This is a genomic window from Kribbella sancticallisti (genome assembly GCF_039530625.1).
Classification (GTDB): domain Bacteria; phylum Actinomycetota; class Actinomycetes; order Propionibacteriales; family Kribbellaceae; genus Kribbella; species Kribbella sancticallisti.
Genome location: NZ_BAAAOS010000056.1, coordinates 9,006 through 26,696 on the forward strand (window position 1 = coordinate 9,006; position 17,691 = coordinate 26,696).

The 17,691-nt window shown below is 69.0% G+C and carries 5 protein-coding genes; 4 read left to right on the plus strand and 1 reads right to left on the minus strand.

What is annotated here, in order from left to right; all coding sequences use genetic code 11:
* Positions 1-171: 171 nt before the first annotated feature.
* Together ABD255_RS34865 and ABD255_RS34870 are read left to right on the plus strand one after the other, a co-directional pair.
* A complete protein-coding gene (locus ABD255_RS34865; protein ID WP_344221053.1) occupies positions 172-1,461 on the plus strand; it encodes an MFS transporter in 1,290 nt (429 codons plus the stop codon).
* Complete coding sequence (locus ABD255_RS34870) at positions 1,409-12,040, plus strand: non-ribosomal peptide synthetase/type I polyketide synthase (RefSeq protein WP_344221054.1); 10,632 nt, start codon at positions 1,409-1,411, stop codon at positions 12,038-12,040. Before ABD255_RS34865 ends, ABD255_RS34870 begins: the two co-directional genes overlap by 53 nt.
* Here the strand turns inward: ABD255_RS34870 and ABD255_RS34875 are convergent.
* Positions 12,015-12,746 carry a 2'-5' RNA ligase family protein gene (locus tag ABD255_RS34875; protein ID WP_344221055.1) on the minus strand — a complete coding sequence of 244 codons (732 nt, stop codon included), beginning with the start codon at positions 12,744-12,746 and terminating at the stop codon, positions 12,015-12,017. The genes ABD255_RS34870 and ABD255_RS34875 overlap by 26 nt on opposite strands.
* 106 nt (positions 12,747-12,852) lie before the next feature.
* On the opposite strand from ABD255_RS34875, the gene ABD255_RS34880 reads away from it, so the two are divergent.
* Positions 12,853-13,815: an LLM class F420-dependent oxidoreductase gene (locus ABD255_RS34880; RefSeq protein WP_344221056.1), complete on the plus strand. Its 963-nt coding sequence runs from the start codon at positions 12,853-12,855 to the stop codon at positions 13,813-13,815.
* 181 nt (positions 13,816-13,996) lie between these two features.
* Positions 13,997-17,665 carry a S8 family serine peptidase gene (locus ABD255_RS34885; protein ID WP_344221057.1) on the plus strand — a complete coding sequence of 1,223 codons (3,669 nt, stop codon included), beginning with the start codon at positions 13,997-13,999 and terminating at the stop codon, positions 17,663-17,665.
* Positions 17,666-17,691 lie beyond the last annotated feature (26 nt).

Here is a 17,691-nt window from a genome sequence, read left to right on the forward strand (position 1 = left end):
GAGCCTCACGCACGCGTCGCGCCCGACTCTCAGCCCTCGAAAGCCCTCGGTCAAGACCCCGCCGGTTCCGGAACTAGAGCGCTCTCATTCCGCGAGGTGGCCCCGAACCTCTTTAAGCTTCCTCGCATTGGCCAGGCCCGCCTGCCTCGGCCAACGGAGGGAGTCCGGTCGATGACCGATGCCCCACAGAACGCGCGCGGCTTCTGGTTGCTGCTGTGCGGGTATGCGGTGTCCTCGTACGGCAACTACCTGAATCTGATCGCCCTCGGCCTGTTCAGCTACCACTGGACGGGAAGTGCCTGGGCCACGGGCGCGGTGATGGCGATCCGGCTCGGGGCCGGCTTCGTCACCGGGCTGCTGTCGGGCCGGGTGCAGAGCAGGGTGAGCCGCCGGCCGCTGCTGATCGGGATGGACCTGGTGCAGGCGGCCGCCATGGTCGCGATCGTCCTGGCGCCGAGCCTGCCGATGCTGGTGCTGGTCGCGGTGCTCCTGGGCGTCGGCAACACCACGCTCGTCGTCGCGCTGCGCAGCGGCGTACCGGATCTGGTCGGCGCGGACGATCGGGCGAGGGCGAATGGTCGGCTGGTGACTGCCCGCTCGTTGGCCACCGTCCTGGGGTTCGGGTCCGCAGGCCTGGTGATAGACCTCGGCGGCTACACCGCGGCCTTCCTCCTGAACGCCGGCTCCTTCCTGATCTCAGCCCTGGCCCTTCTCTTCGTCACCTGGCCGGCTGACGAAGCCGAACCCCTGGTGAAGGCGGCAGCCGAGCCTTCGGCCAACTCCCAGGCCGCGCCGCCGGCGCCGCCTGACGCGGCGGCGACCGCCGGTGGGGGCGAGCGGCTCTCGTTGTGGCGGATGCTGCCGCTGGTTGTCGGCGGGATGGTGGTGGTGCGTGGGCTGGACGCGCTGGCCTCGGCCGGGCACAACGTCGCTCTGCCGATCTTCGCCAGCACCACGGCACCGGGCAACCCGGCGTCCTTGATGGCGGAGTTCATGACCTCGTGGGCGATCGGCAGCCTCTGCGCCCACCAACTCGTCAGCCGACTGATCAAGACGATCGACCATCGGCTCTTCGCGGCGGCGACCTGCGTGATGTCGGTGTGTTTCGTGCTCGCCTTCACCGGCCTGCCGACGGTCTGGCTGATTGCCGTCTGCCTGCTGGCGGGAATCGCCGACGGCGTCACCGAGATCGGCTATGTGTCCACCCTGCAGACCCTGCCCGGTCCGCAGCGAACCCGGCTCTTCGGGTTGTCCGCGAGCGTGGAGAACTCCGCCTTCGGTGGCGGCATGGTGATCGCGGCCGGTCTGCTCGAGATTGCTCCGGTATTGCCCGTGGTCGCCGGGTTCCACGGCGTCGCGGTGACTGGCGTAATGGTCCTTCTGTTGCTCTCAATGAGGAGAACACACGATGGTGAACGCGTCGATCAGTCACGGTCCGCCGCTGGTATTGACCCCGAATGATCCGACCGACGCAGTACAGGCCCTGTCGATGGCCGCCGCGGCTCAGCCGTACTCGCAAGGCCCGGCGGCGGGTGTTCGAACACCAGCAGGCCTGCTCACCTACCCGGACCTGCTCGACCAGGCCAGGCGGACTCTGACCGGGCTCCGCGCCGCCGGACTGTCCAGCGGGGACTCGGTGATCGTGCAGGGCCTTTCCCTGGACGACTTCTTCCCGGCGTTCTGGGCCTGCCTGCTCGGTGGGATCCAGCCGGCGGTGATCAGCGACACGGCGTCGGCCGGATCTCCGGTCCTCGATCGGCTCCGGCACACCTGGCGGTTGCTGGACGAGCCGCTGATCCTCACCGACCGAGCCGGCGCCGCTGTGCTGGCGGAGTTTGCAGCAGGGGACGGGTTCCGGGCCGAGGTCGTCGAGGACCTGGCGCTGCTGCCGGCGGCCGAGGAGTTGCATCAGCCGGACCCGGCCGAGGTGGCGCTCCTGATGCTCTCCTCCGGCAGTACGGGTGCGCCGAAGGCAGCCGCTCTCACTCACCAGGCACTGGCGGAGTTCGCTGCCGGGTCGCGGCGACTGCTCGACCTGCAGCCGGGGGAGACGATGCTCAATTGGCTGCCGGTGGACCACAGCGGAGCACTCCTGTTCTACCACGTCCTGCCGGTGTTCACGGGGTCCACCAACGTGCATCTGCCGACGTCCGAAGTACTCGCGAATCCTCTGCTCTGGTTGGAGAAACTGGCCCAGTACGGCGTCGCGCACGCCTGGGCGCCGACGTTCGGCCTGCAGCTCGCGGCGGAGGAGTTCGCGGCCCGGCCGGATCTCGACCTCGAGCTGAGCGGCATCCGGTCGCTCGTGTGTGGCGGTGAGCAGATCGTTCTGCCGGTGGTGGACCGGTTCTTCGCCGCGACCGCCCGCTCGGGAATCGCCAGGGACAGCTTCCGGCCGGTCTGGGGGATGGCCGAGACGACCACCGCGATCACCATCGGCCGGCTGACCTCCGAGGGCGGCGTGGTCCGGGTGCTCAAGTCCTCCCTGGGCGGCGATCTCGTGATCGCCGATCCGGAGGTGCCCGACGCGGACTGTACGACGTTCGTCGCGGTCGGCCCGCCGGCGCACGGGGCGACGGTCCGGGTGGTCGACGGCAACGACGAGGTGTTGCCGGAGTTGCGGATCGGGCGGTTGCAGGTCTGCTCGCCCCGGATCACCGCCGGCTACGTGAACAACGAAACGGCGACCGCGGCTGCTCTGCCCGATGGCGAGTGGCTGCGGACCGGCGACCTCGCCTTCGTCTCCGGCGGTCAGGTGGTGATCACCGGCCGGGAGGGCGACAGCGTGGTGATCAACGGGAACACCCTGTTCTGCCACGAGATCGAGGAGGTCGTCAGCGAGGTCGATGGGGTCAGCCTGCGGGGAGTCGGCGCGTGCGGCGTACCGAACGCCAGCACCGGCACCGAAGATCTGGTCGTGTTCTTCGAGGACACCGGCGGCCCGGACGACGTCGTCGCCGCGATCAAGTCCGCCCTCTTCAGACGCCTGCGCCTGACGGCAACCGACGTCGTCCGCGTCCCGGCCGGCAACTTCCCCAGAACCGGAAGTGGCAAGGTCCGCCGCACAGAACTACGACGCCAGTACCAAGCCGGTCGCTACGACAAGGCATCGCCACCGCAGCTCGAGCCCACGGTGGAAGAGGTTCGGCGGTTGGTGGCGGAGCTTGTCGGGCGGCCGGTGAGAGATGACGTGCCGTTCTACGAGCTCGGGCTGACCTCGGTGAAGGTGGCCCGGTTGCGCGCGGGACTGGCCGGCCGGTTCGGGATCGACGTACCGGCGACTGTGCCGTTCGGGCATCCGACGGTCACCGCCCTGACGGCCTGGCTCACCAACTCGGCGACCCCTACCTCCAGTCGTGTGGCGGCGGACGTGGAGGTGGTTGATCGGCGGGTGGCGATCATCGGTCTGGCGGCTCGGTTCCCGGGCGCGCGGACGGTGGAGCAGTTCTGGTCCAACCTGTGTGGCGGGGTGGACAGCGTCAGCACGTTCGACGGGAGCGGTACTCCGAACCAGGTGATGGCCGGCGGCGTACTGGAGGATGCGGACACCTTCGACCCGGAGTTCTTCGGGGTCTCCCCGAAGGAAGCGGAACTCACCGACCCGGCCCATCGGCAGTTCCTCGAGGTCGCGCACGAAGTACTGGAGCAAGGCGGCTACTCGGCCAACCCAGCCCGTCTCAGGATCGGCGTGTACGCCGGATCAGGGATGAACCTGTACGGCCACCAGGACCGGCTGGCTCCGACCGGCGCCGCGGCCGGAGACGTGCCGACCGCGATGCAAGCCACCATCGGCGACACCGCGGACTTTCTGGCGAGCCGCGTGTCCTACCGGCTCGGGTTGACCGGCCCGGCGATCGGCGTACAGACGGCTTGCTCGACCTCGCTGGTCGCGGTCCATCTCGCCGCCCAGGCGTTGCTGGACTCAGATGCTGACCTCGCCATCGCCGGCGCCGCGGCGGTACGGCTGCCGCAGGACAGCGGTTATCAGCATGTGCCCGGCTCGATCCTGTCGCCGACCGGCCGGGTTCGTCCGTTCGACGCTGCCGCCGACGGCACAGTCGGAGGCAACGGCGTGGCCGCGGTGCTGCTGAAGCGGCTCGACCGGGCGCTCGCCGACGGCGACACCGTGCACGCGGTGATCCTCGGCAGCGCGGTCAACAACGACGGAACCAGCAAGGTCGGCTTCACCGCGCCGAGTGTGTCGGGCCACGTCGACGTTGTGAGCAGGGCGCTGCAGCGGGCCGGCGTCGGGCCGGAGACGATCTCGTACGTCGAGGCGCACGGCACCGGCACCGCGCTCGGAGATCCGGTGGAGTTCGAGGCGCTCTCGCGCGCCTTCGGACCAGCAGGACCAGCAGGACCGGCAGGACCGGCAGGACCGGCCGGGCGGCGTACGGCGAAGCTCGGCTCGGTGAAGGCGAATGTCGGCCATCTGGACTCCTGTGCGGGGATGGCCGGCCTGATCAAGACGGTCCTGATGCTGCGGCACGGCAAGGTGGTGCCGACGATCAACCTGACTCGGCCGCATCCAGACCTGCGGCTGGCGGACAGCCGATTCGAACTCGCCACGGAACTCCAGGACTGGCAGTCCGACGGATCCCGGCGCCGCGCCGGCGTCAGCGCTCTCGGCGTCGGCGGAACCAACGCCCACGTCATCCTCGAAGAACCGCCCAAGCTACGGACAACGCCGGCCGGAGCACCCGAGGTACTGCGCGCGCCAGCTGGAGCACCCGAGGCTATGCGCACGCCGGGCGGAGCACCCGAGGTACTGCGCGCGCCGGGCGGGGCGGTCGTAGTACTGCCGGTTTCGGCTGTTTCCGAAGGCGCGCTCCGGGAGTCGATCGGCGCGCTGCGTGCGCGGCTGTCCGAGCAGCCTGAGTTGGCGGCGGCCGACGTCGCGACCACGATGGCCTTGGGCAGGCGGCAGTACTCGCATCGGCATGCTGTGATCGGCGCTGATGCGGCCGAGTTGGCCGCGGCGCTGGCCGAGCCGTTGCAGCCGGCGGGCAGTGGCCCTCTGACCTTCGCGTACTCCGGCCAGGGCACCGCCTATCCGGGGATGTCCGACTGGTTGTATCGCTCATTCGATGTCGCCCGGGACGTCTTCGATGAGGTCGAACGTGCAGTCGGCGCTTCGGTGGTCGACACCGCTAGGGCGGAGCTGACTCAGGTGGCACTCTTCGCGAACCAGGCTGCGTGGACAGAGGTCTGGCGGTCGTTGAGTGTCGTCCCGGATCTCGTGATCGGGCACAGCGTCGGCGAGTTCGCGGCGATGTACGCGGCCGGTGCGCTGTCCCTGGTTGATGGTGCGGTGCTCACCGCCCGGCGGGGCGAGTTGATGCACAGCGCGATGCCGCCCGGAGCGATGGTCGCGGTGGTCGCGGACCTTGCCGTGGCTGAGCGGATCGCTGCTGAGGGTGGCGGGGAGATCGCGGCCGTCAACGGTCCTGATCGGCAGGTGCTGTCCGGTGCCGAGGACGCGATGGCGCGGGTCGTCGCCTCGTTGGATCGTGAGGGGCTGACCTGGCGGCGGCTGACCGTGGACCGGGCGTTCCACTCCGCGTTGGTCACGCCAGTGCTCGGCGAGCTGCGCGTGCACGCCGACAATGTGAGCTTCCAGCCGCCGCGACTGCCGCTTCTCAGTGGGCTGGATGGTTCGGTTCTGTCCGCGGTGGATGGGAAGTACGTCCAGGGTCATGCGCGGGGTGCGGTGCGATTCGATCTGCTGATGGCCGCTGTGGGCGGACGGGGAGGCAGTCGGTTCCTCGAACTGGGGCCCGATGCCGTACTGACCGCGCTCGGCCGGCGGGCACTACCGGGGAGCGACTGGACCGCCAGTCAGCGAAAGGGGTCGGACACGCAGTTCGCCAGTGCGCTCGCGGCCTTGTACCGCGGCGGATCCGACATCGACTGGTCGCCGGTGAGTACAGGCCGTCGTGTTCCGTTGCCGGGTCATCCGCTGGTCCGGAAGCGCATCGGCCGAGTGGCGACCGAACAGGTGCCGGTGGTTGCGAGCACCGCATCGCCGGGAGAGATCAGTCAAGGAGCTCAGATGGACGGGACCGGTCAGGACGCGGTGATCGGCAAGCTGCGGGAGATGGTCGCGCCGTCGTTGGGGATGGCGCCGGGCGACATTCCCGTTGACGCCACGTTCCTCAGCCTGGGTGCGGATTCGCTGTCCCTGATGAGGCTGGTCGGCGAACTCGACGAGGTCTTCGGCGTCACCGTCCCGGTCCGCCAACTCTTCGCCGACGCCGACACCCCGTCCAAATTGGCCGCCCTCCTCAACCGCTCCGGTGGCACCTTGCCCACGCAACCCCAACCCCAGCCCGCTCCGCCGGAACACGAGACACTGCCTGAGAACGCGGCTGCGCCGGGAAACGCGGCGGCACCGGGGAATGCGGCTGTGCCGGGGAACGCGGCTGCGCCGCAGAACGCGGCTGCGCCGCAGCAGGCGGCTGCTCCGGAGGGTGTTGAAACGGCGGATCCGGGGATGCGGGAGATCCTCGATCGGCAGCTTCGGCTGGCTGAACGCATGGTCGACCGGGTCACGAACCTGATGTCGGAGCAACTCACCCTCCTCGACGGCGGCCCGCCGACCACACGAACGCAGACTCTCCCGCCCGCGGCGTCCCCCACCCCGCCGACCACACGCACGCAGACTCTGCCGCCAGCAGCGTCCTCCACCTCGCCGCAGGTGCAGACCCAGGCGGCGTCCCCCACCCCGCCGCAGGTTCTGCGGGCGCCGGCACCTGCGCAGGGGTTCCAAAGGCGCCGGGGCGAGAACGGACGACGGACAGGTTGCGACTTCAGTTTGTACTTCTTCGGGGACTATCCGGACTCGGCAGCGCAGGACAAGTACGGGCTGATTCTGCAAGCCGCGGAGTTCGCCGATGAGCACGGATTTCATGCGGTGTGGCTGCCGGAGCGGCACTTCCATTCGTTCGGCGCGTTGTTCCCGAACCCGTCTGTCCTCGCGGCAGCGTTGGCGACGCGGACGCAGCGGATCAGGTTGCACGCCGGATCCGTGGTGTTGCCACTGCACAACCCGATCCGGGTGGCCGAGGAGTGGTCGGTGGTCGACAACCTGTCCGGTGGACGCGCTGGCATCTGTGTGGCAAGCGGCTGGCACGCACGCGACTTCGTCCTCGCGCCGGACGCGTACGGGAAGCACCGGGAGGAGATGTACGACCGGCTCGACACCGTGCGTCGGCTGTGGGCGGGCGACGCGATCACCGCGACTGCCGGGGACGGCAAACCGACCGAGGTGACGCTGCACCCGACGCCGTTGCAGGAGCAGCCGCCGCTGTTCGCCGCCGTCGTCGGCAATCCGGAGTCGTACAAGCTCGCGGCCAAGAACGACATCGGCGTCGTCACCAACCTGATGGCGCAGACGGTGGAGGACCTGACGGCCAACATCGCGTTGTACCGCGCGACCCGCGCCGAGCACGGCCTCGACCCCGACGCCGGCCGGGTGGTGGTGCTGGTGCACACCTACGTCGGCGAGGATCTGGAGTCGGTGCGCGCCGAGGCTTACCAGCCGTTCTGCGACTATCTCCGATCGTCGCTGTCCCTGTTCGGCCAGGTGACCAACAGCCTCGGCTTCCAGATCGACCTGGACAAGACACCGGCCGACGACGTCGACTTCCTGCTCGGCCAGGCCTACCAGCGGTACTGCGAGTCGCGGGCCCTGATCGGTACGCCGGAAAGCTGCGCCGCGATCGTCGAGGAGTTGCTGGCAGCAGGCGCGGATGAGATCGCCTGTTTCGTGGACTTCGGTCTGTCCCCGGACCAGGTGATGCGCAGCCTGTCGGTGGTCGATGACCTCCGCACCCAGTACGCCGACCAACCGGCGCAGCGGAGTGAGGTCGGGCGGCCGTTGACGGCGGCGGAGCGGCGGATCTGGTTTCTCGAGCAGCTGACTCCCGGGACCAACGCCTACCACGAGCCGAAGGCGATCGAGCTGCGCGGACCGCTGGACACCCTTGCCCTGCAGGGTTCCCTGCAACGGGTGGTCGACCGGCACCCGGCACTGCGGACGCAGTACCGCGAGATCGACGGCGAAGCAAGGGCGTTCGTCCGTTCCCACCACCAGCTCGACTGCCCGGTCGTCGACGCTCCAGACGGTGACCTCGACGCCGTACTGCACGACGTGCGGCTGGGCGAGCTTGATCTAGGCAACGGCCCGCTCTTAAGGGCGCAACTGGTACGGCTATCCGACGAGCACCACGTCCTACTGCTAGTCGCCCACCACATCATCTTCGACTCAGCCTCGACTCCAGTGCTCACTCGCGATCTCGCCACCTACTACCGAGCCTGGCCGGACGATCCCGGCTTGCCCGCAGCAACAGACGGCATCGATCCCGCCAAGCCCAGTACGGCGGCCGATTCGGACTTCTGGCTCGGGCACCTCTCCGATGCCCCCGAGTTGGAGTTGCCCACCGACCGGCCACGTCCTCCGGTACGCAGCGGCGTCGGCCGGTCGGTCAGCCACGACCTCGACGGTCAGCTGGCTCAGCGGATCGCGGCCTACGCCGGCCAGACGGGCGTCACGGTCTTCAGTACGCTGCTTGCCGGGCTCGGCGTCGTGCTCGCCAGGTTCAGCGGACAGCGGGACTTCGTCCTCGGAACCGGCGTCTCCGGGCGGGGCAAGCAGGCTCAGGACTCCGTCGGGATGTTCGTGGACACCCTCCCGCTGCGCATCCGACTCACCGACGGCGCGAGTTTCGCTGGGTTCGCCAAAGACCTCGGACTGTCCTTGATGGACGCGGTCGATCACCGCGGGCTGCCCTTCGACGAGATCGTCGCCGCGCTCAACCCGACCCGCACCGCCGGCCGCAATCCCCTGTTCAGCATCGCCGTCGAGTTCGAGAACGGCACTGACACGATCTCGTTCGCGCCGCCGAGGGTGGCGGCCACGCTGCTCGACCTGCCGAGCGAGCGGGCCCCGCTCGACCTGGTGCTGTACCTGACTCACCGGGCCGACGGCGTGCAGTGCGTAGCCGAGTACGACAGCGCCCTGTTCGACGAAACCACGATCAGGCGTCTGCTCGCCTACCTGGAGCAGACGCTGGACCTCGCCACAGCCGATACGGACGTCTCGGTGCCGGACCTCTTCGTGCTCACCGCCGAGGACACCAGGCTGTTGTCCGAGCTGGAAGGTGACTCCACCGAAGAGTCGCCGCTCTGCCTGCACGAACTGTTCGAGCAGCAGGTCGATCTGAATCCGGACGCACTGGCGCTGACCGGCAAGGACGGCGACCTCACTTACGCCGAGCTCGACCAGCAGGCCAACCGGGTGGCCGTCGACCTGCTCTCCCACGGCGTCGGCCGAGCGGATCTGGTCGCGATCTGTCTGCCGCGCGGTCCACAGCAGATCGCCGCGCTGCTTGGCGTGCTCAAGGCTGGGGCCGGCTATCTGCCGTTGGATCCAGTCGTACCGGTGGACCGATTGCAGGCCCTGCTGGACGACGCCGGCGCAGTACTGGTGGTGACGAGTGAGGGAATGCCCGCGCTGGGCAGACCAGAGTTGCGCGTCGGCGCTGGGCAGGCGGATCGACCAGGAGTCAAGGTGTCGCCGGACGACCTTGCGTACTGCATCTACACCTCCGGCTCGACCGGTACGCCGAAGGGCGTGCTCGTCCCGCACCGCGGCACGGTCAACCACGTACTCCAGTACCTCGCCGCCCACCCGGGGACGATCGCGTTGCACTGGGCATCGCCGATGTTCGACGGCAGCGTGCACGAGATCTTCACGACGCTCGCCGCGGGTCAGACGCTGGTGCTGATCGACGACGCGGCCCGCTACGACTTGGCTCTGCTGGCCGACACGATCCGCAGCTACCAGGTGGAGCGAATCGTCATGCCGTTCAGCGCGGTCCATCTGTTGCTGGCGACCCGGCCGTCACTGCCGACGTTGCGGGAGATCTACACCGCGGGCGAGGCGGCCACGCCGACCGCCGCGGAGCACGAGTTCTTCGCCGCGCATCCGGACTGCGTTCTCTACAACGGTTATGGGCCGACCGAGGCCTCCATCGGGCTCACCGAGCACCTGGTCGGGGCGGGGGAGACCGCGCCGCCGATCGGGCGACCGTTCCCCGGCGTCCGGCTCCGGCTTCTCGACCCGGACCGCCGTCCGGTCCCGGTCGGCGCCGTCGGTGAGATCTGTGCCGAAGGCCAGTGCGTGACCGATGGCTACCTGAACAGGCCGGAGGAGACGGCCGCCGCGTTCTTCGCGCCGGGCCGGTACGCCACCGGCGATCTCGGCCGCTGGCGGTCTGACGGTGCGCTCGAGTTCCACGGACGGCGCGACGAGCAGGTGAAGATCCGCGGCGTCCGGATCGAACCGGGCGAGATCCGTGCCGCGATGCTCGATCATCCCGAGGTGACCGACGCCGCGGTGGTCGTGGTCGACGGTGAGCTCGTCGGCTACCTGGTCGGCACCGCCGACTTCACCGGCCTGGTCCACGACCTGGCGACACGGCTGCCGCAGTACCTGGTGCCGCGTCGTTGGGTCCGGCTGGATCAGTTGCCTTTGACAAGCACCGGGAAGCTGGACCGCGCCGCGTTGCCGGTACCGGAGGCTCCGCGAGGCGACGCCGCAGCCACGACAGAGTCGCAGCGGGCTTCGCAGGCCGTGTGGTGCGAGGTGCTAGGGCTGGCCGAGGTCGGTATCGACGACTCGTTCTTCGCACTCGGCGGCCACTCTCTGCTGGCGGTCCGGCTGCTCAACAAGGTCCGCGAGCTGACCGGAGTGGAGCTCACCCTGACGGACTTCTTCCGTACTCCGACCATCCGCGCGCTCGCGGACAGCCCGGCCGTGATCGTGGAGACCGCGCCCGCGACGTACGCGCAACGTCGTGCGCTGGGCCGCCACCAGGCCCGGACTGACGCGGCGATCTACAACGGCATCACCCGGGTGGACGTGACCGGCGCCCTCGATCCGGAGGCTCTGCAGGCGGCATTCCAGGTGATGACGGATCGGCATTCTGCTTTGCGTACCAGGGTTTTCGACGATCGTCAGGAAGTACTGGCCACCGTCCCGATCGTCCTGACGGCGGATGACCTGCCCGATGACGAGGCTCGGATCCACGAGTGGTGTGTCGCAGCCGCCTGGCCGGCACTGGATACCGCGCAGGCTCCGCTGTGGCGGGTCCGCCTCGGCCGGGTCTCGGCCGACCGCTGGGTGCTGGTGATGGTCGTCCACCACCTGATCTACGACGGCTGGTCGGCGCGACTGTTCTGGCAGGAGCTGTCCGCCCTCTATCGCGGCGACGAACTCGCACCGCCAACCCAGTTCACCGACTATGCCCGCTGGGAGCAGGCGAACCTCACCGGCGAGACCAGATCCGAACTGGAGGCGTTTTGGCGTGCTGAACTGGCCGGGGCATCACTTCGGCCGAAATTGCCGCTAGACCATCCGCGGCCGGAAGTCCTGTCAGGCCAAGGTTCCAGCCACCACCTCGACCTTTCGCTGGAAGTAGCCAACCGGATCAGGGCCACAGCGGCCGCGGCCGGTACTACGCCGTACGTCGTGATCGCGTCTGGCTTCGCCCGCTGGCTGGGGGAGCTCTGCGGCCAGGACGAGGTGGTGCTGCCGGTGTCCAGCGCGCGCCGGAGCCGCCCGGAACACGAGGGCGTGGTGGGCTATCTCGGTGAAGCGGTCCTGGTCCGGGTCAGGCTCGACGCCGCGGACCTGCTGGCCGCGACGGCGAGAGCGCTGTACTCCGCGCTGGACCACGAGGCTCTACCCCTGGCAGAGGTCGTCCGCACCGCGCTGCCGGATCAGGTCGGCCTGCCCTATCCGGCGGTGCTCTTCACCGTCATCACCAGCAAGCCGCCGACCCTGACACTGCCCACCGGCGAGTTCCCGGCTCGCGGTCTCGCCGTCCCAGGCCAGGCTCGGACCGAGCTCTACGTGGTCTTCACGCTCACCGAGGAGTCCTTCACGCTCGACATCGAGTACTCGACCGACCTCTTCACCTCCACGACCATCGCGGAGTGGGCAACCACCCTCAGCGCGACCCTGACGAGGCGGTGAGCGGTACGGAGGCGAGTACGTCGGGCCGCATGTACGGGCGTTCGCCGGGGTCGTGGTGGAAGCGGACCAACTCGACCGTGTCGATGGTGACCTCACCCAGGGAAACCGATCGGTACGCCTTCACCCAGGCGATCAGGTCCTCCGGCGCCGGGATGTCCGTGGTGAAGTGCAGAAGGTTCACGTACCAGATGTCACGGCGCTCGGCCTGTTCGTACCAGCCGTCCGGGCCGAGTTCGGTGGCGAACTGGTCCAGCAGGAGGTCGGCCTGGGCGTCGAGTGGGACAGCGCTGGCCATCACGGTGCCGGGGGTGAGGGTGAGCCCGGTGACCTGGACGCGAGCGGGCCCGGCGAGGACGGCGGCGCGCTTCAGGGCCGACTGGTAGCGCCGGATCACCGGCTCGGACGGGTCGACCACTGAACGGTAGGTCTCCAGGGCGCGGACGGTGAGATGAGCGGACCCGATCTGCCCGGTCTGCCAATGCCCGGGCCCGGCGAGCGCGGCGGCTTCGCGGGTGACCTCGTCCAGGCGACGGCTGAGGTCGCCACCGGCGGGAGGCCGCAGTACGACGCTGACCGGCCAGCGCCCGCCTTCCACCGGAGGAGCGTCGCGCTGGTGATCGCCGCTGGAGATGAGCGGTACGGCGGACTCGAAAAGCTGGTCGAACTTGGTTGGCTGGATGATCGTTTCCTTCGTCGTGATGGGCACTCGGTCGGGTATGACGCTCATTCAGAAGCTGGAGTTGGGGAATTGAGAAGGGATTCAGTAGGCGCACTGCTGGACCGGTTAAGGGGCGGGCCGGTTGGATGGGGGTATGACATCAAGGTTTGGATTGTTCGTTCCGCAGGGGTGGAAGATGGACCTCGCGGGGTTCGACGACCCCATCGAGCAGTGGGAAGCGATGACGGCGGTCGCGAAGAAGGCCGATGAGGGGTCCTGGGACTCGATCTGGCTGTTCGACCACTTTCACACCGTGCCGGAGCCGAGCACGGAGAGCACCTTCGAGTGCTGGACCGCGACCGCGGCGCTGGCGCGTGACACCAAGCGGGTGAACATCGGCCAGATGGTCGGCTGCAACGGTTACCGCAACCCGTCGCTCTACGCCAAGATCGCGTCGAGCGTGGACGTCGCCAGCCACGGCCGCCTGTACGCCGGCATCGGCGCCGGCTGGTACGAGCACGAGTGGAAGGCCTACGGCTACGAGTGGCCCGAACTGAAGGACCGGATGGGCGCCTTCCGCGAGGCCACCGAGATCATCTACAAGATGTGGACCGAGGACGAGCCCGTCTTCAAGGGCAAGTACTACTCGATCGACAAGCCGATCAACGAGCCGAAGGGTGTCCGCAAGCCGCACCCGAGCCTGTGGATCGGTGGCGGCGGCCCGAACGTGACGCTGAAACTGGTCGCCAAGTACGGCGACGCGGCGAACATCGGCGGCGGCAACCCCGAGGTGATCAAGGAGAAGGTGGCCATCCTCAAGGGCCACTGCGAGACGCTCGGCCGCGACTACGACTCGATCATCAAGTCGACCGGGATCAACGCGTTCCCGATCGACAAGGGCGACGACCCGAAGAAGGCGACCGAGAAGGCGCTCGGCCCGATGAACTGGGACAAGTTCGCCAACGACAACCTGATCGGCACCGAGGACGAGATCGCCGACAAGGTGGAGGCCGCGCTCGAGGCCGGCGCCGACTACGTGATCTTCTACGTGCCCGGCGTCGCCTACGACCTCGATCTGGTCACCCGGGTCGAGCAGGTCGCCAAGCGCTTCGCCTGACCCCTGAGCCGGCCTGACCCCTGAGCCGGCCTGACCCCAGAGCCGCCTGACCCAAGCCTGCACTGACCAGAATCGGTCATGGCGGGTGTAAGCCAGGTCGATCGATGGACCGTGGCCGGAGGCAACTGACAGGCTCGGCGGCGATGGCCTCGCGCCCGTCGGGGCATCGGAAGGTGCCCTCGTGAGTCCGTCACACCCCGCCGCCAGGCTGTTCTCGGCTGTGACTGTCGGCGCCCTGCTGGCGTCGACCGTCGCCGGAGCGCACGCGGTGAGCCCCTCCGCTGGTGGCGCCGACACAGGCGCCGGCGCCACCAGCCCCACCGCTCGACCCACCCCCGGGACGAACACCCACCGGATCACCCTCGTCACCGGTGACGTCGCGGAGTACACGACCACCCCGGACGGCCGGCGCAGCGCCAGGCTCGTCAACGGCGGCAACTACTACCTGGGCGACTTCGGCGACGAGTTGACCCTCGTACCGATCGCCGCGTACCCGATGCTGACCGAGGGCCGCCTCGACAGCCGGCTCTTCAACCTCACCGACCTGGTCGCGCAGGGCTATGACGACGCGGCCACTGCCAAGCTGCCGATGTTGCTCTCGGCCCCGACCGCCAAGGCGGCGCCTCAGCCGCCCGCGGCCGCCACCACGCGCCGTACTCTCGCCAGCGTCGGCACCACCGCGGTCACCGTGGAGAAGAGCAGGGCCAAGGACTTCTGGAACGGCGTCAAGGGCCCCAACCTGCGCAGCAGCGTCGGCAAGATCTGGCTCGACGGCCGCACCCGCGCGACTTTGGACCGCTCGACGAAACAGATCGGTGCCCCCAGCGCCTGGCAGGCCGGGTACGACGGCAAGGGCGTCAAGGTCGCCGTGCTCGACACCGGCTACGACGCCAACCACCCCGACCTGAAGAAGCAGGTCGTCGGGTCCGCGAGCTTCGTCCCCGACCAGGCGGTCCAGGACGGCAACGGCCACGGAACCCACGTCGCCTCGGTCGTCGCCGGCCTCGGCACCGCGTCCGACGGCACGCGCAAGGGCGTCGCCCCCGGCGCACAACTGCTCGTCGGCAAGGTGCTCGACAACGACGGAGTCGGGCTGGACTCCGAGGCGATTGCCGGGATGGAGTGGGCCGTCCAGCAGGGTGCCAAGGTGATCAACCTCAGCCTCGGCGGGTGGCCGACCGACGGCACCGATCCGATGAGCGAGGCCGTCGACCGCCTGTCGGCCAGCAGCGACGCTCTCTTCGTGATCGCCGCCGGCAACTCCGGAGGCGAAGAAACAGTCGGTACTCCGGGCGCCGCCGCCGCGGCGCTGACCGTGGGCGCGGTGGACCGGGACGACAAGCTCGCGCCGTTCTCCAGCCGCGGCCCGCGCCTCGGCGACGGCGCGATGAAGCCCGAGGTGACCGCACCGGGCGTCGCCATCGCCGCCGCCCGGGCAGCCGGGACCGACGGCGGCTACGCGCTCGACGAGAACTACACGGCCATGAGCGGTACGTCGATGGCCACTCCGCACGTAGCCGGCGCGGCCGCGATCCTGGCACAGCGGCATCCGGACTGGACGGGCGAGCAACTGAAGGCCGCCCTCGCCACGACGGCGGTGCCGAACAAGAGCGCGACCCCGGTCCAGCAGGGACTCGGCCGAATCGACCTGCCCCGGGCGCTCGATCCCAAGATCCTGGCGGACACGGCGAACCTGTACTTCGGCGACGTTTCCTGGACCGGTAAGGCGCCCGCCCCGGTCGCCCGGAAGATTGCTTACAGCAACAACTCGAAGCAGCCGGTGACCCTGGACCTGGCCGTCGAGGCCAAGTCCCCGGCCGGCGTTGCCGCGGCCGTCAAGGTCACTCCGGCCAAGCTGACGATCGCGCCGGGCGGTACTGCGTCCGCCACCGTCACCCTCGATCTGGCGAAGACCCAGCCGGCCAAGTACTCCGGCCGGCTGGTCGCGCGCGGCGGCGGTACGTCGTACGCGACGGGGCTGGGGTTCGCGGCGGGTGGCCGGCTCAACCAGGTGACGGTGAAGGCCATCGACCGGACCGGTCGCCCGGTCGGGGCATCGCCGTTCACGCCGAGCGGGGTGCAGTTGTGGAACCTCGACACCGGCGACGTGAACGGCATCATCTTCGACGAGACCGGCAGCCGCACGCTCGAGGTCCCGACCGGGCGGTATGCGGTGATGGCGTTCGTGATCGGAGCCGACGAGGCCGGCTGGGCAGACTCGATCATCTTGCTGGGGGATCCGGACGCGCGCGTCACCGCGGACCGCACCTTCGTCTTCGATGCCCGCACGGCGAACAAGGTCACGGTCCGGACGCCGCAACGGGCTGATCCGGACAGCGTCGGGGTCGCCTGGCACCGGAAGACCGCCGAGCGTGATGCCGTCTCCGGCTGGGCCTTCGACGGACAAGTTGCTGACGGCATCTATGCACAGAACTTCGGGCGGGTGTCCGACGGCAGCTTCCAGATGGTGCAGCGCTGGGATCTCGCCCAGCCGAAGCTGACCGTGGACGTCACCGGCCCCGGTGGTTTCCGGTTGCCGACGCCCCGCAACGTCGACGAGACCACCCCCTATGTCGGCACCGAGAAACTCGCGCTGTTCAACGGTGGGGACGGTAGCCCGGCCGAGCTGGAAGGCGCCGAGGGCAAGGTCGCGTTGATCCGCTGGCGTGACTACGACCGGACAGCCTCGCAGGTGCAGGCAGCGAAGGATGCCGGCGCCAAGGTGGTCTTCATGTACAACGAGCAGCCCGGGTTCTGGAGTGACGGCGCGATGGTCGGCATCCCCTTCTATCTCCTGCAGAGTGAAGAGGGTAAGAAGCTGCTCGCGAGCAGCGAGGTGCAGTTGACCGGCCTGCGCGACAGCACCTACCGGTACGACTTGGCGGTCGGTCCGTCGATCGTGACCGGTCCGATCACCTACGACTTCGCCCGGATGCGGCCGGCCGCGGTGACCACCAACTACGGGCAGACCGACGCTTGGCCGCTCCACGTCGACCAGCGCACCGCGCACCTCCCGGGCCTTGCTGTCGGGATGAGCTCCACGCGCCTGGTGGCTGGGCCGGTCAAGCGCACCGACTACCTCGCCAGCGATGTCCCGGGCACCACCTGGGACGAGAAGACGGCGGCAGGGGAGTGGAACGAGTCCGGCTTCGAGTACAGCCTGGGCCGGACCTACCGGCCGGACGAGAAGGTGACCCGGGACTGGTGGGCCTCGCTCGCCCGCCCGGCGATTCCGGTGACGAGTGGAAGTGAGGCCGAGGGACTGCCCGCTGCCCGGTTCGAGAACGCGCTGCGGGTCGCGATACCGCAGTACGTGAACGGCGATCGGAGCGTCTACGGCTGGAGCGACATGCGCGGCGACGAGACCGCGCTCAAGCTCAGCAGCAACGGCAAGGTGCTGGGCAGCAAGGACTGGTCGGTCGCGCAGTTCCCGGTGCCGGCGAAGACGGCCTGGTACGACCTGACCCTGGACGTGAAGCGGGCCGAGAACAGTTGGGCCAAGACCTCGACCGCGACCCACACGACCTGGCACTTCCTCTCCGGTACGACGAAGTCGCGCGCCGTGCTCCCTCTTGTCCAGGTGGACTACCAGCGGACCGGGAACACGCTCGAACTGAAGGCCGGGTACCAACCCGGCGTACGCGGCCTCGGCTGGTTCCGCACCACCGCCGAGGTGTCGTACGACGGCGGGAAGACCTGGCGACGGCTGACGGTCGTACCGCGGGGACTCGACCGCGGCACGGTCCAACTGCCCACCACGAAGGGCGAACTGACGCTCCGGGTGACCGCGCGGGACCTGATCGGCAACAGCATCACGCAGACCATCGACAAGGCCTGGGTGACAAAGTGAGAGATCCTCAAGTAAGCGCTTGACCA